Annotated in this window: 16 protein-coding genes and 1 pseudogene; 11 read left to right on the top strand and 6 right to left on the bottom strand. The window is 73.8% G+C overall.

Annotated features, from left to right (window positions below; translation table 11 throughout):
* Positions 1-99 precede the first annotated feature (99 nt).
* The gene (locus P3T27_RS30665) at positions 100-1011 is read left to right on the top strand and encodes a sigma-70 family RNA polymerase sigma factor (RefSeq protein ID WP_280684372.1); all 912 of its coding nucleotides are present in this window, start codon (positions 100-102) and stop codon (positions 1009-1011) included.
* A 45-nt stretch (positions 1012-1056) separates the two neighbouring features.
* On the opposite strand, the pseudogene P3T27_RS30660 reads toward P3T27_RS30665, so the two are convergent.
* Together P3T27_RS30660 and P3T27_RS30655 are read right to left on the bottom strand one after the other, a co-directional pair.
* Positions 1057-1146: pseudogene (locus tag P3T27_RS30660) on the bottom strand (DUF664 domain-containing protein); the annotation flags it as partial.
* Positions 1147-1152: 6 nt separating this feature from the next.
* Complete coding sequence (locus P3T27_RS30655; protein ID WP_280684370.1) at positions 1153-1728, bottom strand: nucleosidase; 576 nt, start codon at positions 1726-1728, stop codon at positions 1153-1155.
* Positions 1729-2228: 500 nt separating this feature from the next.
* Between P3T27_RS30655 and P3T27_RS30650 the strand changes: the two genes are divergently transcribed.
* The 10 genes from P3T27_RS30650 (at position 2229) to P3T27_RS30605 (ending at position 15533) form a co-directional block, all read left to right on the top strand.
* Positions 2229-3587, top strand: a complete 1359-nt coding sequence (locus P3T27_RS30650; RefSeq protein WP_280684369.1) for a hypothetical protein — start codon at positions 2229-2231, stop codon at positions 3585-3587.
* A 16-nt stretch (positions 3588-3603) separates the two neighbouring features.
* Entirely contained in the window at positions 3604-4566 is a 963-nt protein-coding gene (locus P3T27_RS30645; RefSeq protein ID WP_280684367.1) for a glutamate ABC transporter substrate-binding protein, read from the top strand.
* Positions 4567-4744: 178 nt separating this feature from the next.
* On the top strand, positions 4745-6100 hold the full coding sequence (locus P3T27_RS30640; RefSeq protein ID WP_280684365.1) for a hypothetical protein: 1356 nt from the start codon (positions 4745-4747) through the stop codon (positions 6098-6100).
* 5 nt (positions 6101-6105) lie between these two features.
* A complete protein-coding gene (locus P3T27_RS30635; RefSeq protein WP_280684363.1) occupies positions 6106-8625 on the top strand; it encodes a serine/threonine-protein kinase in 2520 nt (839 codons plus the stop codon).
* A gap of 3 nt (positions 8626-8628) precedes the next feature.
* Entirely contained in the window at positions 8629-10023 is a 1395-nt protein-coding gene (locus tag P3T27_RS30630; RefSeq protein WP_348534154.1) for a PP2C family serine/threonine-protein phosphatase, read from the top strand.
* Positions 10024-10146: 123 nt separating this feature from the next.
* A complete protein-coding gene (locus P3T27_RS30625; RefSeq protein WP_280684361.1) occupies positions 10147-11502 on the top strand; it encodes a VWA domain-containing protein in 1356 nt (451 codons plus the stop codon).
* Positions 11503-11818: 316 nt separating this feature from the next.
* Positions 11819-12835: an FHA domain-containing protein gene (locus tag P3T27_RS30620; RefSeq protein WP_280684359.1), complete on the top strand. Its 1017-nt coding sequence runs from the start codon at positions 11819-11821 to the stop codon at positions 12833-12835.
* A 144-nt stretch (positions 12836-12979) separates the two neighbouring features.
* Complete coding sequence (locus P3T27_RS30615; RefSeq protein WP_280684355.1) at positions 12980-13897, top strand: ABC transporter ATP-binding protein; 918 nt, start codon at positions 12980-12982, stop codon at positions 13895-13897.
* Positions 13894-15042: an ABC transporter permease gene (locus P3T27_RS30610; protein ID WP_280684353.1), complete on the top strand. Its 1149-nt coding sequence runs from the start codon at positions 13894-13896 to the stop codon at positions 15040-15042. The genes P3T27_RS30615 and P3T27_RS30610 overlap by 4 nt, the downstream gene beginning before the upstream one ends.
* Positions 15043-15128: 86 nt before the next feature.
* The gene (locus P3T27_RS30605) at positions 15129-15533 is read left to right on the top strand and encodes a globin (protein WP_280684351.1); all 405 of its coding nucleotides are present in this window, start codon (positions 15129-15131) and stop codon (positions 15531-15533) included.
* Between the two features lie 30 nt (positions 15534-15563).
* Here the strand turns inward: P3T27_RS30605 and P3T27_RS30600 are convergent, their stop codons facing one another.
* The 4 genes from P3T27_RS30600 to P3T27_RS30585 form a co-directional block, all read right to left on the bottom strand.
* Positions 15564-16256: a hypothetical protein gene (locus P3T27_RS30600; RefSeq protein WP_280684349.1), complete on the bottom strand. Its 693-nt coding sequence runs from the start codon at positions 16254-16256 to the stop codon at positions 15564-15566.
* A 33-nt stretch (positions 16257-16289) separates the two neighbouring features.
* Entirely contained in the window at positions 16290-16733 is a 444-nt protein-coding gene (locus tag P3T27_RS30595) for a thioesterase family protein (protein WP_280684348.1), read from the bottom strand.
* Between the two features lie 112 nt (positions 16734-16845).
* Positions 16846-18510 carry an energy-dependent translational throttle protein EttA gene (gene ettA / locus P3T27_RS30590; RefSeq protein ID WP_280684347.1) on the bottom strand — a complete coding sequence of 555 codons (1665 nt, stop codon included), beginning with the start codon at positions 18508-18510 and terminating at the stop codon, positions 16846-16848.
* Positions 18511-18727: 217 nt separating this feature from the next.
* Positions 18728-20200 (bottom strand): Cys-Gln thioester bond-forming surface protein, encoded by a 1473-nt coding sequence (locus P3T27_RS30585; protein WP_280684345.1) that lies wholly within the window; start codon positions 20198-20200, stop codon positions 18728-18730.
* Between the last annotated feature and the right edge of the window lie 323 nt (positions 20201-20523).

The raw sequence follows: 20523 nt of genomic DNA, 5'->3' as shown, positions 1-20523 counted from the left end.
GTCTCCGGTTCGTCCCGGGCGGGGAGTTGATCTGCCCGCCGCAGCGTTGTTTGGTGGCTCCTGCTGCTCTGACCCCCGGCGACGAAGGAATGTGACACGGTGGACGAGAAATCTGCGCGGGCGGCGCTCTTCGAGGCGCACCGGCCTCGGCTGCGGGCCGTGGCGTACCGGATGCTCGGCTCGATCAGCGAGGCCGAGGACGCCGTCCAGGAGGCCTGGCTGCGGTACGACCGCACCGACACCGCCGACGTGCAGAACCTCGCCGGCTGGCTGACCACGGTGGTCTCGCGGGTCTGCCTGAACCTGCTGCGCGCCCGGGCGCTGCGCCGCGAGGAGCCGCTGGAGGGCCCGTCGGACGAGACGGGCGCGCCGCGCATCCCGGACCCGCTGCTGCGCGGCGAGGGCGTGGCCGACCCCGAGCAGGAGGTGCTGCTCGCGGACTCGGTGGGGCTGGCGCTGATGGTGGTGATGGAGTCGCTGTCGCCGGCCGAGCGGGTCGCCTTCGTGCTGCACGACCTGTTCGCGGTGCCGTTCGACGAGATAGCCCCGCTGATCGAGCGGACGGCGGCCGCGACCCGCCAGCTGGCCAGCCGGGCCCGCCGCCGGGTGCAGGGGCAGGCGCCGGCGCCCGATCCGGACCTGGGCCGTCAACGGGCGGCCGTGGACGCCTTCTTCGCGGCCGCCCGCGGCGGCGACCTGGACGCGCTGGTGGCGGTGCTCGACCCGGACGTGGTGCTGCGCTCGGACGGCGGCGGGGTGCGGGCCCGGCACACGGTGGTGCTGGCGGGCGCCGCCACGGTGGCCGGCCAGGCCGTGCTGTGGGGCGGGCTGTCGCCGTTCGCCCGCCCGGCGCTGGTCAACGGCGCCGCGGGCGCGGTGGTGATCGGCGACAACGGCCGGGCGCTGTCGATCATGGCGTTCACGGTGGTGGACGGCGTGATCGCGACGATCGACGTGCTCACCGACCCGGAGCGGCTGGCGGCGCTGGACCTCTCGGCGTTCCGCGGCTGACCGGTGCGGGTGGGAGGGCGGCCGCCCTCCCACCCGTGGGGCCGGTCAGCGCCCGACGGCGCCGTCCAGCTGCTCGCGGATGAGGTCCGCGTGCCCGGCGTGCCGCCCGGTCTCCTCGATCACCCGCAATCCGACGGTCCGTCACCAACCCTGGGTGGTCACCCAGTCGGCGAGGTGGCGGGCGCACTCGTCGACCGACTCGCGCCAGCTGTGGCTCGCGCCCTCGCCGGCCTCGTCGCTGACGTGCTTGACCAGGCGGACCGGGACTCCGGCGCGGTGCGCGACGGCGGCGACGGCGTAGCCCTCCATGTCGACCAGGTCGGCGTGCTCGGCGAGCCGGTCGCGGGCCGCCGGGTCCGAGACGAAGAGGTCCCCGGTGGCCAGCACCGGCCCCTCGCCCTTGCCGATCACCAGCGGGGCGCCGTAGCTGCGGCCGGTGAGCGCGTACAGGGCGGGGGTGTCGAAGTCGTGCTGGATGACCTGGACGACGTGGTGGGTGCCCTCCCAGCCGGGGCGCAGCGCACCGGCGGTGCCGAGGTTGATCACCTCGGACGGCCGCTCGCCCTGGGCGAGGACGGTGGCCAGCGCGGCGGTGGCGTTGATCTTCCCTATTCCGGTGAGCAGGACGGGCAGCCGGTCGTCGAGGTGGGCGGCCTCCTCGCGCACGGCGACGACGAGCAGCGGGCGGTCGGGCGAGATCGTTCCAAGCAGGCGCATGGTGCCCATCGTACGGAGGGCCCCCGCCGTACGAGGCGCACCGACCGGGCCGGGAACGACGGCGTCGCGGCGACGGCCCGACGGCGGTACCGCGGCACCGTCACGGCAGGGGTGCCCGAGACAATCGGACCTCTCCGTTCCGGCTTGTCGGGGGAACCGCATAGGGTGCAACCGGCGTCGGAGGGTTCGCCGCCCGCCCCGCATCCGAGCGGCGGGCCTCGAACAGTACGCGGCGACCGCGCGGCACGTACGCGGGAACCGCGCGGGAACCGTGCGGGACAAGCTCAAGATCGGCGCAAGTCGGGTGTGGCCGGGGGGAGTCACGGCCATACTGCTGGCATCGGCCGGGCCCCGGACAGCGGGCCCGGCCCCAGGGGAGGATGAGGCGGGTGGCGACACCAGGAGGTAGCGGCGCACCGAGCGCCGTAGTCCCGGCACGGCCGAGTCGTCCGCCGGGCGCGCCGGTCGGGCCGGGCGCACCGGCGCCCGGACCGGGCGGCGTGCCGGCACCACGGCCCCCGGCGGCCCGGCCGGCGCCGCGCGGCCTGCGGGGCCGGCTGGCACGGGCCACCCGGACGGCGCCGGGCCGGCTGCGGCTGGCCGGGGCGGTGCTCGCGGTACTGACCGTGGCGTTCGGCGGGCTGACCGCCTGGCAGTTGGAGACCAGGGCGCAGGCCGCCGAGCGGGTCGTCTCGTACAGCCAGCCGCTGAGCCAGGCCGCCGCGGACATCCACCGCTCGCTGGCCGACGCCGACACCACCGCGGCGACCGGCTTCCTGCTGGCCGGGGCCGAGCCGAAGGGCGTCCGGGACCGCTACGAGCAGGACCTCGCGAAGGCCGCCAAGCTGATCGCCGACGCCGCCGCCCGGACCACCGCCACCTCCCCCGCCCAGGGCTCGCTCACCCGGCTGAACCAGCAACTCCCGGTCTACTCCGGGCTGGTGGAGAGCGCCCGGGCGGACAACCGGCAGGGCATCCCGCTCGGCGGCGCCTACCTGCGGTACGCCTCCGAGCAGATGCAGACCGTGCTGCTGCCGGCCGCCGCCGAGCTGTCCGCGACCGAGAACGGGGAGCTGGCGAACGACTACGCCGCGGCCAAGTCCGTGCCGTGGGCGGCGTACGGCCTGGCGGTGATCACCCTCGGGGCGCTGCTCTGGGTGCAGCTGACGCTGTTCCGCCGCACCAACCGGGTGTTCAACCCGGGCCTGCTCGGCGCCACCGCCGCCGTCCTGGCCGGCGGGCTCTGGCTGACCGTCACCGGGCTCACCGCCAGCGCGGCGCTCAAGCAGAGCGACCGCGAGGGCGCGACCCCGCTGCGGGCGCTCAACACCGCCCGGGTGGACGTGCTGACCGCCCGGCTGGCGGAGAACCTGAACTTCGTCGCCCGCGGCTCCACCGGCAAGTACGCGGACCAGTGGACGAAGGCCACCGACCACCTGTCCGGCGACGCGCCCAAGGACGCCCCGGCGGACCGGCAGGCCGGCTCCCTGCCGGAGGCCCTGCGGCTGGCACCGCCCCAGGCCCGGTCGGCCGTCGACGACGCCCGCGCGCAGTACGGCGTCTGGTACGACCGGCACGGCGCCGCGCGGAAGCTGGAGATCGACGCCGCCGACTACCAGGGCGCCCTGGACGCGACCGTGACGGCCACCGACGCCCCCACCACCGCCGACAGCGCCTTCAACGCCACCGACCAGGCGCTCGCGCAGGCCGCCGTCGTCGAACAACAGCGGTTCCAGGCCGCCGCGAAGGACGTCGACACCGACCTGCGAGCCGCCGCCGGCGCGGCCGCGGTGCTCGGCCTGGTGGCCGCGGCCGCGGCGCTGCGCGGCCTGGGCCGACGACTGGCCGAGTACCGGTAGAGGGGGGAACGGACAGATGCGCGACAGGACCGTACGGACCAGGCCGGCCGCGGCGCTGGCACTGCTGACGGCCGCCGCGGCCGTGCTCGGCGGGGGCGGCCCCTCCGGCGCCGCACCGGCGACCGGCCAGGCGGCCCGCCAGGCCACGGCACCGCAGGCCGTCCAGCAGGAACAGCAGGAGCAGGCCGAGCCCTGCGACATCTACACGAGCGTCCCGCCCAGCACCCAGGACGGCCCGGCGGTGAAGGCGATCAAGGCCAAGCGCAGCCTGGTGATCGGCGTGGACCAGAACAGCTACCGCTGGGGCGCCCGCAACCCGAACACCGGTCAGATCGAGGGCTTCGACATCGACCTCGCCCGGGCGATCGGCGCCGCCGTCATCGGCGACCCCGACAAGGTGGTGCTCAAGCCGGTGGCGACCGCCGACCGGGTCGACGCCATCAAGGGCGGCCGGGTCGACCTGATCGTCCGCACCATGACCATCAACTGCGACCGGATGAAGGACGTGGCCTTCTCCAAGCCGTACTTCAACATCAGCCAGCGGGTGCTGGTGCCGAAGGCCTCCACCGCGAAGGGCATCGACGACGCGATCAAGGACCGGACGGTGTGCGCCGCCAAGGGCTCCACGGCCTCGACCGTGCTGGCGGCCAAGAACACCGCCCGCCAGGTCGTCACGGTGGAGAACCACCTGGACTGCCTGGTCCTGATGCAGCTCGGCAAGATCGACGCCACCATGACCGACGACGGCCTGGCCGCCAGTCAGGCCGCCCAGGACCAGACCGTGCGGGTGGTCGACGGCGAGGTGCAGCCCGAGGTGATCGGCGTCGCCATGCTGAAGACCAGCCCCGACCTGACCGCCCGGGTCAACCAGGTGCTGGCCGACTACTACGCCGGCGGCGCCTGGCGCCTGTCGTACGAGCACTGGCTCAAGCCGTACATGCTCAACGAGGCCGACCACTACTGGCCGGTCCCGCACTGACCGGACGGGCGCGGGGCGCCACCGGGCCGTTGACGCGGTCTTGACGCCCCGCGCCCGTCCGGCCCGAACGGCCACCGGCTAGGGTTCGGGACGATCACCACGGGGAGACCGGTGGTGGGCACGGGGGTTGTCGTGGGATCGCACGTCGGGATCGCACGCGAGGAGGAAGGACACGGCGTTGGCGGCTTCGGCTGGCCCGGTACTGAGCCGGGAGGAGGTGGACCGCGCGCTGGCGCGCCTCGGCGCGGAGCGGGACGCGGTCGAGTCGGCGCTGCTCGCCCTGCAGGACCACCCGGGGCTGCGGCTGCTCGACGGCGCCGAACTGGCCGGGCGCACGCTGGAGCGCTGGTCCGTCGCCGGGAAGGGCCTGCCGCTGCTCTGGGCGCTGTTCGACCGCTACGCGGAGGCGCTCGCCTCGGCCCGCGCCGTCCGGGCCCGCAAGGCCAAGCCCGGCGCGCCCGAACTCGCCGAGCTGAGCGAACTGCTCACCGGCGACGCCGTGACCGTCCCCGGCGGCGCGCTGCCGGACGGCCCGCAGCTGCTCGGCGCGCCCGCCCGGCTGGTCGAGCGGATCAGCCTGGACGCGCTGATGTCCCGGATGAACTCCTGGTACGCCACCGTGCTGGAGGTGGTCAGCGCCGCCGACGCGGTCTGGTCCGCGCTGCCCGCCCGGATCGACCTGCTGCTGGCCGAACTCCACCGGGTGCGGAACCTGGCCGCCTCGCTCGGCGTCCGGGCCGGCGCCCACCCGCTGGGCGACGACCTGACCGGCCTGGAGGCCGACCTCACCGGGCTGCGCACCGAGGTGCGCGAGGACCCGCTGGCGCTGTGGCGCCCGGCCAGGGTGCCCGCCCAGCGCGGCACCGTGCCCGAGGGCGGCGCCTTCGCCACGCCCGCCGGGATGGTCGACACCGAGCGGTTCGACCGGGCCGGGCGGGCGCTGGACGGCGTCCGGCTGGAGCTGGAGGACCTGCTGCGGCTGCGCGACGACGCCGAGGAGCGCCTGCAGGGCGTCGGCGACCTGCTCCAGCGGGCCGACGCCACCCTGGCCGAGGCCCGCCGGGCGCGCGGCGAGGTGCTGGCGAAGATAGCCGCCAGCGACGTCCCGGCGGTGCCCGGGCCCGCCTCGGCGCTGCGTGAACGGATCGTGACGGCCCTGGAGTTGCGCCAGGGCGGGCAGTGGGGCCGGCTGGCGCCGCTGCTGGAGACGCTGGAGGACGCCGCCGCCAAGGAGCTGGCCCGGGCCCGGCAGTCGCTCACCGAGGTGACCCAGCCGCTGGCCGTCCGCGCCGAACTGCGCGGCCGGCTGGACGCCTACAAGGCGATGGCCGCCCGGCTGCGGGTCTCCGAGGACCCGGAAGTGATCGAGCGGTACGAGAAGGCGCGCTGGCTGCTGTGGAGCGCGCCCTGCGACCTGCGGGCGGCGGCCGCCGCGGTGGCCCGCTTCCAGCAGTCGCTGCGGCCGGCGCAGGCCGAGGCCGCACAGGAGGCGACCGGCCCGACGCCGGTCGACGGACAGGTTCAGGGGGGCTGAGGTTGATGGGCGAGACGTGCGTGAGGCCGGAGTGCTCCGGCAGCGGCAGGATCGACGCGGACGGCTACTGCGACGAGTGCGGGCTCGCCCCGACCGGCGGCGCCGCGGTGGCCCCGACCGCGGTCAAGGCGGCCCCGGCCGCCGCGGGCCCCGGCGCGCCCTGCCCCCGGGACTGCTCCGGCACCATCGACGCGGACGGCTACTGCGACGAGTGCGGCCTCACCCCGCCCGGCGGCGACACCGGCGTCACCCAGCCCTACGTGCCCTCCGCCCGGGTCTCCACCGACTCGGCGCGCAGCGGCTCGATCCGCTCGATGTCCTCCCGCACCGGCTCGGCCCGCTCGATGTCCGGCCGCTCCCGCTCGCACCGCTCGACCCGCACCGGCAGCAGCCGCTCGGTCTCGGTGCGCAGCAGCCGCGGCAGCGTCAGCGCGGGCACCCGCAACCGGCTGGGCGCCGGTCTGGTGACCGTGCCGACCGTCGAGACGGCCGACCCGGCCCAGGCGGTGCTGGAGAACCCGGAGGTGCCGGAGCGCAAGCGGTTCTGCTCCAAGTGCGAGACCCCGGTGGGCCGGGAGAAGAACGGCCGGCCGGGCCGCCCGGACGGCTTCTGCACCCAGTGCGGCACGCCGTACTCGTTCACGCCCAAGCTGCGCCGCGGGGACCTGGTCGGCGGGCAGTACGAGGTGGTGGGCTGCCTCGCGCACGGCGGGCTCGGCTGGATCTACCTGGCGGTGGACCGGCGGGTCAACGACAAGTGGGTCGTGCTGAAGGGCCTGCTGGACACCGGGGACGAGGACGCGCTGGCCGCGGCCGTCGCCGAGCGGCGCTTCCTGGCCGAGGTGGACCACCCGAACATCGTCCGGATCATCAACTTCGCCGAGCACCCGGACCTGCGCACCGGCTCCACCGACGGCTACATCGTGATGGAGTACGTCGGCGGCAAGTCGCTCAAGGACATCGCCAACGACCGCCGCACCCCCGACGGCCGGCGCGAGCCGCTGCCCGTCGAGCAGGCGATCGCGTACGCGCTGGAGGCGCTGCCGGCGCTCGGCTACCTGCACGGCCGGGGCCTGGTCTACTGCGATTTCAAGATCGACAACGCGATCCAGAGCGGCGACGCCCTCAAGATCATCGACATGGGCGCCGTCCGCCGCCTCGACGACGACGGCCCGATCTACGGCACCATCGGCTACCAGGCCCCGGAGATCGCCACCGACGGCCCCTCCCCCGCCTCCGACCTCTACACCGTGGCCCGCACCCTCGCGGTGCTCACCTTCGACTTCCAGGGCTACAGCAGCACCTACCGGGAGACCCTGCCCGGCCCCGAGGACGTCGAGGTCTTCGCCCGCTACGAGTCGTACTACCGCTTCCTGGTGCGCGCCACCGACCCGGACCCGGCCCGCCGGTTCTCCTCCGCCGAGGAGATGGCCGACCAGCTCACCGGCGTGCTGCGCGAGATCCTCGCCCTCCAGGACGAGCGGCCCCGGCCCGCCATGTCCACCCTGTTCGGCCCCGAACTGCGCGTCGTGGACACCGAGTTGGTCATGCCCACGGAGCAGTCCGGGCAACTGAGGCTGGCCGCCCTGGACCCGGCCGCCGCCGCCCTCGCACTGCCCGTCCCGCGCGTCGACCCCGCCGACCCCAACGCCGGCTTCCTCGCCACCCTGCTCGCCACCGACCCCGAGGAGGCGCTCGCCGCCCTGGCCGGCGCCCCCGCCTACTCCGTCGAGCGGCGGCTGCGCGAACTGCGCGCCCAGCTCGAACTCGGCCGCCGCACCGCCGCCGCGGAGGCCCTCGACGCCCTGGAGCAGGAGCACCCGGACGACTGGCGGGTCGTCTGGTACCGCGGCCTGGTCGCCCTGGTCGGCGCCGCGGACGGCCCGGACGCGCCCGACGAGGCCGGACTGCGCGCCGCCGCCGAGGCCTTCGACGCGGTCTACGACGCCTTCCCCGGCGAAGCCGCCCCCAAGCTGGCCCTCGCCATCTGCGCCGAACTCCTGGAGGACGGCGGCGACGCGGCCGAGTTCTACCGGCTGGTGTGGACCACCGACCCGGCCTACCTGAGCGCCGCCTTCGGACTCGCCCGGGTCCGTCTGGCCGAGGACGACCGGCCCGGCGCCGTCCGCGTCCTGGAGTCCGTCCCGGCCACCTCCAGCCAGTACACCGCCGCCCGGATCGCGGCCGTCCGCGCCCGGCTGCGCGAACGCCCCGCCACCGACCCGCTCGCCGCCGACCTCGGCGCCAGCTCCGACCAGCTGACCGCGCTGCGCCTGGACGACCGCCGCCGCGAGGAACTGGCCGTCGAGCTGCTCGGCGCGGCCCTCGTCTGGGTCACCGCCGGTTCGCCCGGTGCCGAGCGGAGCGGCGGCACCACGGTGCTGGGACGACCCACGGTGGAACGGGAACTGCGCTTCGCCCTGGAACAGTCCTACCGGGTACTCGCCCGGTTGGCCGACCGGGCCGAGACCAGGATCGAGATGGTGGAACGGGCCAACCGCGCCCGTCCCAGGACGTGGGTGTAGCCGATGCCGCAGCAGACCGTGTGCCCGAGCTGTTCCGAGCCGATGGACCCGGAGGACGCCTTCTGCGGCGCCTGCGGGGCCGGCCGGAACGGCCGGCCCGCCCCGGGCGCGATGCCCGCGAGCTGGACCGCCACCCAGAGCGAGGCCACCCCGTCGCAGCACGGGCCGCTCTGCGCGCACTGCGGGCTGCCGCAGGTCACCTCCGACGGCTACTGCGAGGCCTGCGGCGGCGCCCAGCCGCGCCCGCGCGACCACATGGAGAAGTCCCTCGCGGGCGTCGCCGGGGTCAGCGACCGCGGCGTGCGCCACCACCGCAACGAGGACTCCTTCACCGTCGCCGCCACCTCGCTGCCCGGCGGCGAGCCGGTCGTGGTCGCCGTGGTGTGCGACGGCGTCTCCTCCTCCGACCGCCCGGACCAGGCCTCCGAGACCGCCGTCGACGCCGCCTCCGAATCGCTGCTGACCGCCCTGGAGGCCGGCCGCGAACCCACCGCCGCGATGCGCCAGGCCGTCGCCGACGCCGCCCAGGCCGTCGCCGACCTCGCCCAGGAGGGCCCCGGGCCCACCCGGCCCGACGTCAACGCCCCCGCCTGCACCTTCGTCAGCGCGATAGCGTCCGGCGGCCGGATCACCATCGGCTGGGTCGGCGACACCCGGGCCTACTGGATCCCGGACGACCGCGCCGGCGCCGAGCCGTTCCGGCTCACCCAGGACGACTCCTGGGCGGCCCGGATGGTCGAGGCCGGGCTGATGGGCGAGGCCGAGGCGTACGCCGACCCGCGCGCCCACGCGATCACCGGGTGGCTCGGCGCCGACGCCGAGGAGGTCGTCCCGCACACCCTCGACTTCACGCCACACGTCCCCGGGGTGCTGTTGATCTGCACCGACGGGCTGTGGAACTACGCCGAGGCGGCCACCGACCTGGCGTACTTCGTCCGCCCGGACGCCCGCACCGAGCCGCTCGCGGCGGCGCAGACCCTGGTGAAGTTCGCGGTCGCCGCCGGCGGCCACGACAACATCACCGTCGCCGTCCTGCCGATCGACCCGCCGGCCGCCGGCGCCGAGGAGGAGGACGCCCGCACCGCCACCGCGCTCGACCTGCCGGTGATCACCCTGCCGGGCACTCGCGCGGGCACGGGCACGGGTTCGGGCGCAGCGGGCACGGGCGTCGCGGGCACGGGCGTCGCGGGCACGGGCGTCGAGGGCACGGGCGTCGAGGAGGACGAGGACTACGAGCCGACCCTGCCGGACCTCCCGGTGATCGGCTCCCCCGCCGCCCCGCTGCCCCCGGCCGCACCCCCGCCCGCCCCGCCGGCACCCCCCGCGCCGCCCGCACCCCCCGCGCCGCCCGCCGCACCGACCGTCCCCCCGCAGCCGCCGCACCCGCCGACGGCCTGACCGGACGCTGCCCCGCCCGGCGCCGCACCGGGCGGCCGCCCGGTCCGCCGGCCCGCGCCCGCGCGGCCGGCCCCCCACCGACCGATCCCTACCGACCACCCTTCCGACGGGAGCCACCGGCCCATGGCAACACTGGCGAAGCCGAACCTGCCCAGGTTCGACGTGGAGATCTTCCAGAACGAGTTCCTTGCCGACGGCGCCCGCGAGGTCAACGCCATCGTCACCGTCACCGCGACCGGCGGCGGCACCTCCGGCGGGCGCCCGCTCGGCATCACCGACGCGGGCTCGCAGGGCGCCGACGCCGCCGCGGCCGTGGTGATCCTGGTGGACTGCTCGGGCTCGATGGACTACCCCAAGACCAAGATCAACGGCGCCCGCGAGGCCACCGCCGCCGCCATCGACGCGCTGCGCGACGGCACCGCCTTCGCCGTGGTCGCCGGCACCCACGAGGCCCGCGAGATCTACCCCGGCGACGGCACCCTCGCGACCGCCTCCGCCACCACCCGCGGCCACGCCAAGGAAGCCCTGCGCCGCCTCACCGCCGCCGGCGGCACCGCGATGGGCACCTGGCTGGCCAAGGCCGACAAGCTCTTCCTGACCCGCCGCGACATCGCCATCCGGCACGCCGTCCTGCTCACCGACGGCAACAACGAGCACGAGTCGGCGGCCGACCTGGAGCGCGCCATCGAGCGGGTCACCGGCCACTTCACCGCCGACTGCCGCGGCGTCGGCACCGACTGGAAGATCGACGAGCTGCGCAAGATCTCCTCGGCGCTGCTCGGCACCGTCGACATCGTCGCCGAACCCTCCGGCCTGGCCGAGGACTTCCGCTCGATGATGGCCGGCGCCATGGGCAAGCAGGTCGCCGACGTCGCACTGCGGATCTGGACCCCGGCCAACGCCGCGGTCAAGTTCGTCAAGCAGGTCGCCCCCGCGGTCGAGGACCTGACCGACCGGCGCGCCGAGGCCGGCCCCCGGGCCGGCGACTACCCCACCGGCTCCTGGGGCGACGAGAGCCGGGACTACCACGTCTGCGTCGAGGTCCCGGCCGCCTCGATCGGCAACGAGATGCTCGCCGCCCGGATCAGCCTGGTGCTGCCCCCGCAGGTCGGCGGCGGCACCCCCGAGGTGCTGTCCCAGGGCCTGGTCAAGGCGGTCTGGACGGACGACCTGGCCTCCTCCACCCGGATCAGCCCGCAGGTCGCCCACTACACCGGGCAGGCCGAGCTGGCCTCCTCCATCCAGGAGGGTCTGGAGGCCCACCGGGCCGGGGACGTCGACGCCGCCACCGCCAAGCTGGGCGCCGCCGTCCGGATCGCGCACGCGACCGGGAACGAGGGCACGTACAAACTGCTGCAGAAGGTGGTGGACGTGGTCGACCCCAAGGAGGGTACGGTTCGGTTCCGTAAGAACGTGAGCGAGGCCGACTCGATGACCCTTGAGACCCGGTCGACCAAGACGGTACGTGTGAAGAAGTGACCGCTGAAGACGTGACCGGGCCGACGGCCCGGTGCGACGCCGCCCCAAGCCGGCTCGAAGTGAGGGGGAACTGATGCCGATCTGCCCGAGGGGCCATGAGTCGCAGGCCGAGGACTGGTGCGACTTCTGCGGCTTCCCGATGACTCCGCCGGCCCCGACGCCGCCCGGGGCCCACCCTGGAGCCCATCCCGGAGCCCATCCCGGAGCCCACGGAGCCCATCCGGGGGCGCACGGGGGCCACCCCGCGCCCGGGGCACCCGCCGGGCACGCGGAGCACGGTGGTGCACCCTACGGCGCACCGCTGCCGCCTCCGCCGATGCCGCCGGGGGCCTTCCCGCCACCGGGAGCCGTCCCGCCGCCCGGCGCGATGCCGCCGCCCCCGGCCCAGGGCTTCCCGGACCTCACCGAGGGCCTGGCGGTCTGCCCGATCTGCCGCAGCCCGCAGACCGGGCGGTTCTGCGAGGAGTGCGGGTACGACTACGAGCTCTCCACGCCCTCGCGCCGCCAGCCGCCGCCCGTCGGCGTCCCGGCGCCCGGCGGCCACACCCAGCCGCCGCCGTTGAACATCCCGGCGGCGTACGGCGGCGCCCCGCAGCCGGCCGCCCAGCCCCCGTACGCCCAGCCGCCGCACGCCCAACCGCCCGTCCCGCAGCAGGCGCAGCACCAGCAGCCGCAGCATGCCCAGGCACAGGCACAGGCACAGGCACAGCACCAGGCGTACCAGCAGCAGGCCCCCGCGCCCGCACACACCTACGGCTACCCTCCGCCGGAGGGCGCGTTCCCCGAGGCCCCCGTCCGGGAGGACTCCGGCCCGGTGTACGCCGAGCCGCCCGGCCCGAACAACCGCGGCGGCGACTTCGGCACCTCGTTCCACCTCGCCCCGCCGCAGCCCCAGCCGGGGGCCGCCCCCGCGGAGCCGCTCCGGGCCAACTGGATCGCGGTGGTCTCGGCCGACCGCGACTACTTCACCGAGATGATGGCCCGCAGCGGCCCCGAGGCGGCCGGCCTGTTCTTCCCGCCGTACTGCCCCGAGCGGCGGGTCCCGCTGACCGGTCGCGGCCAGCTGCGGATCGGGCGGCGCAGCCAGCACCGCGGCACCGTGCCGGAGATCGACCTGTCGGTGCCGCCGGAGGATCCGGGCGCCTCGCACCAGCACGCGCTGCTCGCCGAACAGGCCGACGGCAGCTGGGTGCTGGTGGACCAGGACTCGACCAACGGCACCACCGTCAACGGCGGCGCGGAGCCGATCGCCCCGCACACCGCCGTACCGCTGAACGACGGCGACCGGATCCACATCGGGGCCTGGACGACGATCACCATGCACCGCGCCTGAAGGATCGTCAGCACGAACTCCGGCCGGGCCGGGCGGAATTCAACTTTCCGCCCGGCCCATTTTGTTCCCGAATCCTCAAAGTATCCGCAAATTCGCCATCTCCGATGTGCACAAGGGACTCCGGAAGCCCTAGGCTCAGGGCACATGACTGCAGCTATATCCGCCGACGGCATCCGTCAGCGGTACGGGGATGTGCAGGCTGTCGACGGGGTGTCACTCACCGTCGAAGCCGGCGAGTTTTACGGGATCCTGGGCCCCAACGGCGCCGGGAAGACCACCACGATGGAGATCCTGGAAGGCGTCCGCAAGCCGGACGAAGGCCGGGTCGAGCTGCTGGGGATGGCTCCCTGGCCGCGCAATCCGAAACTGCTGCCGCGCATCGGCGTGCAGTTCCAGGCCTCCGCCTTCTTCCGGAAACTGACGGCCCGGGAGACCATCCGCACGTTCGCGTCCTTCTACGGGGTCGGCCCCAAGCGCGCCGACGCGATGCTGGAGCGGGTCGGCCTGACCGACAAGGCCGAGGTGATGACCGACCAGATGTCGGGCGGCCAGGCGCAGCGCCTGTCGATCGCCTGCGCGCTGGCCCACGACCCGGAGATCGTCTTCCTGGACGAGCCCACCACCGGCCTCGACCCGCAGGCCAGGCGCAACCTCTGGGACCTCCTGCGGGACATCAACAACGAGGGCCGCACGGTCGTCCTGACCACCCACTACCTGGACGAGGCCGAGGTGCTCTGCGACCGGGTCTCGATCATGGACCACGGAAAGATCCTGCACACCGGTGCCCCGGCGACGTTGATCCGCGAGATCGACGACACCGTCCGGATCAGCGTCGCGTCCGGCCAGCTGACCGTCGAGCGCGCCCGCGACCTGCTCACCGCGGCCGGCGCCGACATCGCCACCCTGGAGGACGACAGCGTCTCGCTCTCCGTCTCCACCCGCCTCCCGGCCCCGGTCCTGAGCGTCCTGGCCGAGCAGAACGCGCTGCGCGGCCTCGAAGTGCGCGGCGCCACCCTGGAGGACGTCTTCCTCCAGCTGACCGGACGGGAGTACCGCGCATGACCGCCAGCACCTCCACCGAACCGAAGGTCCCCGCCCAGCGCGGCGGATCGGGCGGCGGCGCGAGCGCCGAGCGGGAGCGGGTCAGCGCGTTCTGGAGCCTGTCCCGCGCGATGCTGCTCGGCATGAAGCGCGACCGCACCGCGACCTTCTTCATCCTGCTCTTCCCGCTGGTGTTCCTGGTGTTCTTCGGCAGCCTGGGCAAGGGGTCCAGCAGCCCGCACGCCAAGGTGGCGCAGGTCGGCGCGGTGAAGCTGTTCGACTCGATGCAGGGCGGCGACCGGGCCGGGCTGGACCAGGTCCTCACCATCACCCGCACCGACGACGAGGCCGCCACGCTGGAGAAGGTCCGCAAGGGCGACTACGACGCGATGATCAAGCAGGGCCCGGACGGCGAGGTCGAGCTGCGGTTCAGCGCCGCCGACACGGTCCGCGCCGGCGCCGTCCAGGGCGTCCTCGGCTCGGTGGTCCAGAGCGCCAACCAGAAGGCCACCGGCCAACCGCCGGCCTACGTGCTGGACGCCCAGCAGGTCGAGGACAAGTCGCTCAAGTCGATCCAGTTCCTCACCCCCGGCCTGCTCGGCTGGGCCGTCGCCACCGGCGCGGTGTTCGGCGCCGCACTGACCCTGGTCGGGTGGCGCAAGTCCAAGGTGCTGCGCCGGCTGCGGCTGGCCCCGGTGAGCGCGGGCACGGTCGTCAGCTCCAGGATCCTGGTCTCGCTGCTGACCGCCCTGCTCCAGACCACCGTCTTCCTGGTGGTCGCCACGAACTTCTTCGGACTCAAGCTCACCGGCAACTGGTGGCTGGTCATCCCGCTGGTGGCCTGCGCGACGCTCGCCTTCATGTCGATCGGCCTGCTGGCCGGTTCGGTCGCCAAGACCGAGGAGGCGGCCAACGGCATCTCGCAGATCATCGTGCTGCCGATGTCCTTCCTGTCCGGCGCGTTCTTCCCGATGGACGGCGCACCGGGCTGGCTGAAGACCGTCTCCGAGGTCATGCCGCTGCGGTACCTGGTGCAGGCCTCCCAGTCGGTGCTGACCCGCGGCGGCGGTGTCATGGACGCCCTGCCCACCATGGGCGGACTGCTGCTCTTCGCGGCCGTCCTGACCGGCATCGCCTGGAAGCTGTTCAAGTGGGAGGACGCGTAACCGCCTCCCCGGTCGCCTGAGCCCTGCGGGGTCGTACGCCTCTGATCCCGGTGTACGGCCCCGTCGGCGTCTGCGACCATGGTCGGGTGACAGAGATCCGGCGAGGCACGTTCAGCGAGGAGACCTTCTTCGACCAGGTCGGTGGGGAGCCGACGTTCCGGCGACTGGTCCACCGGTTCTACCAGGGCGTCGCCGAGGACGAGTTGCTCCGGCCGATGTACCCCGAGGAGGACCTCGGCCCGGCCGAGGAGCGGCTGGCCCTGTTCCTGATGCAGTACTGGGGCGGCCCGCGGACCTACGGCGAGCAGCGCGGCCACCCCCGGCTGCGGATGCGGCACGTGCCGTTCAAGGTCGACCGCGCCGCGCACGACGCCTGGCTGAAGCACATGCGGGCGGCGGTGGACGAGCTGGCCCTGCCGGCCGGGGCCGAACAGCAGCTCTGGGACTACCTCACCTACGCCGCCGCCTCGATGATCAACACCCCGGGCTGACCAGGGCCGGTCCGGCCACCCGGGCGGGTCCTACCGGAGCGGGCTGAGCCCCAGGCCCGCGCCGGGCGCGGCCACGGTCCGGACCGCCACCGAGCCGGCCGGGGCGCTCAGCCGCAGCCAGCCGCCCACCCGGTGCACGGTGAGCGGGGCACCGGGCTTCAGGAAGCCGATCACGTACGCCGCGTGCACCGCCCGCAGCGGCAGCTCCGGCAGCGCGGCGACCGGGCGGGACCAGATCTCGTCGGCCAGCGCGTCCAGCACCGCGCGGCTGCGGTGGTGCTCCGGGACGGCCTCGCTGCGCGCGCGGAACTCCCGTACACCGGCCATCAGTTCGGGGTACACCTCGGCCGCCGGCGGCGCCCCGACCGGCCGCCAGCCGGTGCGCGGCGGCAGCAGCCCGGCCCAGGCGGGGCCGGTCACCGGGGCGGGCAGCGCGAGGGTGCCCGCCTCGCCGTCCACCCCGTCCAGCAGTTGGCCCGCCGAGACCGTCAGATCGACCGGCTCGCCCAGCCCGGTCAGCCGGGCGGTGCGGATCGCCAGCGCGCCCGAACCGCCCAGCGGCAGCCGCCCGAAGACCGCCAGCACGCCGTCGTCCTCGGCCGGGGCCACCGCCTGCAACCGGACGGCCGCCGCCCGGTCGAAGCGCAGCAGGCGCAGCAGGAAGGCGGAGAGGTCGGCGGCCTCCCCGGCGTCGGTGAGGGCGAGACGGGCGGTGATGGTCAACGCGGGTCAGCTCGAATCGTCGGAGGTGGGCGCTCAGGCGGCGACTACGGCGGGCTCCTCGTCCATGAACCGGGACAGGAACTCCCGCTCCACGGGCGAGATCCGGCGCGGCCGGCCCTCGGCCAGGTCGTAGGGGACGACCACGGTGGACGCCCGGACGTACACCGTCTCGGTGCCGTCCTCGGCGACGTCCTTGATCTCGTAGGACACGGTCAGCGAGGCGCCGCCGATGCGGGTCACCCGGGTCTCGATGGTGACCGGCTCCGGCCGGTGCACCAGCGGAAGCTTGTAGTCGATCTCGTGGCGGGCCACCACCGAGCCGCCCGCGAACTCCCCGGCGCCGGCCTCGGCGGCCTGGGTGAACATGAAGTCGATCCGGGCCTCCTCCAGGTAGCGCAGGAAGACCACGTTGTTGACGTGTCCGAAGGCGTCCATGTCGGACCAGCGCAGCGGGCAGGCGTAGATGTGGCGGGCCACAGGTGTTCTCCTCGACATCCGATCGCCCGCCGCCGTGCGGTGGCGGCGGGCCCGCGGCCCCGGCAGGCCGCCCCGGAGGGCAAGTCTGCCGGGCCGCCGTGACGGCTGGGTGTCAGCCGCGGGTCAGCTTCTTGTACGTGGCCCGGTGCGGGCGGGCGGCGTCGGCGCCGAGCCGCTCGATCTTGTTCTTCTCGTACGACTCGAAGTTGCCCTCGAACCAGAACCACTTGCTCTCGCCCTCGTAGGCGAGGATGTGGGTGGCCACCCGGTCCAGGAACCAGCGGTCGTGGGAGATGACCACGGCGCAGCCGGGGAACTCCAGCAGGGCGTTCTCCAGCGAGGAGAGCGTCTCGACGTCGAGGTCGTTGGTGGGCTCGTCGAGGAGCAGCAGGTTGCCGCCCTGCTTGAGGGTGAGCGCCAGGTTCAGGCGGTTGCGCTCACCACCGGACAGCACGCCGGCCGGCTTCTGCTGGTCCGGGCCCTTGAAGCCGAAGGCCGACACGTAGGCGCGGGACGGCATCTCGACCTGGCCGACGTTGATCCAGTCCAGACCGTCGGAGACGACCTCCCAGAGGGTCTTCTTCGGGTCGATGTTGGAGCGGGTCTGGTCGACGTAGCTGATCTTGACGGTATCGCCGACCTTGACCTTGCCGGAGTCCGGAGTCTCCAGGTCCTGGAGCATCTTGAACAGCGTGGTCTTGCCGGCGCCGTTGGGGCCGATGATGCCGACGATGCCGTTGCGCGGCAGGGTGAAGCTGAGGTCGTCGATCAGGATCTTCTCGCCGAAGGCCTTGGAGAGGTTCTCCACCTCGATGACGACGCTGCCCAGACGCGGGCCCGGCGGGATCTGGATCTCCTCGAAGTCCAGCTTCCGCATCTTGTCGGCCTCGGCCGCCATCTCCTCGTAGCGGGCGAGACGGGCCTTGGACTTCGCCTGGCGGCCCTTGGCGTTGGAGCGGACCCAGTCCAGCTCCTCCTTGAGCCGCTTGGCGCGCTTGGCGTCCTTCTGGCCCTCGACCTTGAGCCGGGACTGCTTGCTCTCCAGGTAGGTGGAGTAGTTGCCCTCGTAGCCGATCGCGCGGCCGCGGTCGAGCTCCAGGATCCAGCCGGCCACGTTGTCCAGGAAGTACCGGTCGTGGGTGACGGCGACGACGGTGCCGGCGTACTTGGCCAGGTGCTGCTCCAGCCAGTTCACCGACTCGGCGTCCAGGTGGTTGGTGGGCTCGTCGAGCAGCAGCAGGTCGGGGGCCTCCAGCAGCAGCTTGCAGAGCGCGACGCGGCGCTTCTCGCCACCGGAGAGCTTGGTGACGGCCCAGTCGCCGGGCGGGCAGCCCAGCGCGTCCATGGCCTGCTCCAGCTGGGCCTCCAGGTCCCACGCGTTGGCGTGGTCCAGGTCCTCCTGGAGCTTGCCCATCTCGTCGAGCAGCGCGTCCGAGTAGTCGGTCGCCATCAGTTCGGCGATCTCGTTGAAGCGGTTGAGCTTCCCCTTGATCTCCTTGACGCCGTCCTCGACGTTCTCCAGGACGGTCTTGGACTCGTCGAGCGGCGGCTCCTGGAGCAGCATGCCGACGGTGAAACCGGGCGAGAGGAAGGCGTCGCCGTTGGAGGGGTGCTCCAGGCCGGCCATCATCTTCAGCACGGTGGACTTGCCCGCGCCGTTGGGGCCCACGACGCCGATCTTCGCCCCGGGGAGGAAGCTGAGCGTCACGTCGTCAAGGATGACCTTGTCTCCGTGCGCCTTGCGCACCTTGCGCATCGTGTAGATGTATTCCGCCACGTGAGATCGCTCCGGCGTCGTCGGGAGTATTCGGCTTGCAGCCTTCCATTGTGCCGCACCCGGCCGGGAGCCCCGAACGCCCGGGGTGCCCCACAGGGGTATCCGCAGCTCGCCGCCGAAAGGCGCGGGCCCGGCCCCCCGCAGCGGGTGCGGGGAGCCGGGCCGGGTGCCGCCTCAGGGCCTCAGGAGGTCAGCGCCTCCGGGCCGACGGGGCGGTTCAGGCGGTGGTGCGACCGTGGCGGCCACGGCGGCGCAGGACGAAGACCGCGGCGCCACCGGCCAGGACCAGGGCACCGGCGACGCCGGCGAGGATCGGGGTCGAGTCGCTGGCACCGGTCTGGGCCAGGCCACCGGTGCCCGGGGCCGAGCTGCTGGCGGCCGGGGTCGGGTGCGCCGCGGCGGCGGTGCTGGCACCGGCCGACGGGGTGCCCGCCGACGGGGTGCCGGCCGGGGCGGCCGGGCTCGGGGTGCCGCTCGCGGCCGGGGTCGACGGGCCGGAGGACGGGGTCACGGCGCTGACCGGCTTGCAGTCGAGGACGCCCTTGAACTCCTTGGTGTAGCCGTTCGGGCCGGTGACGGTGATGTCGTAGGCGGCCTTCTCGGCGACCGGGACGACCAGGCTCTCGGTCTTGCCCGGCTGGACGGTCAGCTGCTTGCCCGGCTTGACCGTGACGGTGGCGGCCTCGTCACCGCCGTTGGTGACGGCGACGCGCACGCCGTTGCTCTCGCACTCGACCTGGGCGGTGCTGTCGACCAGCGCGCCCTTGCCCTGCTTCCAGGTGGCCTTGGCGGCGGCGGCGACGCTGAGCTTGCTGGAGCCGGCCAGGATCATGGTCTGGCTGTGGTCCTCGGCGGTGTAGCCCTTGCTGAGGAAGACGCGGCCGCTGGGCACGACGGTGTCGGCGGTGGCGTTGAGGGCGGCCGCGCCGTCCGGGGTGCCGGCCGGCACGTCGAGGAAGAGCTGGGTGTTGGCGATCGGGCCGGCGACGGTGGCACCGACCGGCTTGCCGTCCTTGTCCAGCAGCTTGACCTTGTCGGCGGCGTCGCCGGAGACGGCGAGCTTCACCTCGCTGGCGCTGGAGCTGAGGGTGAACGGGCCGATCTTGCCGCCGGACTTGCCGGAGACGGAGTCCGGGTTGAGGGCCAGCGAGGGCTTGGGCTCGGCGGCGATGCCCTTGTTGGCGTCGCTGAGCAGGTAGTCGCGCAGCTTCTTGGCCTTGGCGTTGCGCGGGGTCGCGTTCTTGCCGTCCGAGTACTTCCAGATCGCGGCCTGGGTACCGGCGGCGGCGTCCTCGGCGGTCAGGCCGTCGACGCCGACGGTCTTGCCGAGCGTCGTCAGGTCCTTGACCTGCGGGTAGGAGTTCTCCAGGATCCAGCGGATCTTGGCGGCGTCCTGCGCCTTCTCCTTGCGACCGAGGGAGCTCGACTTCCAGTCGGACTCCTGGTACTCGATCTTCTTGCTGATGTTGACCGGGAAGCCGAAGTCGATGCAGTAGGTCTGCAGCTCGCCGTCGGCGGTCTTGAGGGTGAACAGACCGCCGTCGACCGTGCCCTCGCCCTCGACGTCGATCTTCTCGCTGATCATCGTCGGCTGGACGACCGCGGTGACGCCCGAACCCGGGGTGCCGGCCGCAGCCGCCGCACCGGCCGCGAACAGGCCCCCGCCCAGCGCCAGGCTGGTCGTGAGCATGACAGTGGTTATGCGGGGGAGATTCCGCACCTGCCTCTGGAACATCTGGGATCCCTCCGGGCCGGGCCGCGCCGATGGGCAGCCCGCCGACTTGCCGTGCCGCGGGCGCCCCCTGTGGCGCCGCTGCGGGGTATGAACCAGACGAATCCTATTGAGCCCCGCAGGTCCCGAAACCCCCATGCGAAATCAGGACGATTCCGTATCTGGATCGTTATCAACCCCCTCAGTTCCCACACAAGCTGACGATCAGCCAGAATCTCCTCGCCACTTTTCGTTATCCGGGCGAGATTGCGCGTGCGGGCGCAACAACGGTCTCGATCAAC

The sequence above is a fragment of the Kitasatospora sp. MAA19 genome (assembly GCF_029894125.1).
Classification (GTDB): domain Bacteria; phylum Actinomycetota; class Actinomycetes; order Streptomycetales; family Streptomycetaceae; genus Kitasatospora.
The sequence above is the reverse complement of the archived record's forward strand: the minus strand, read 5'-3'. Positions and strand labels throughout refer to the sequence as shown.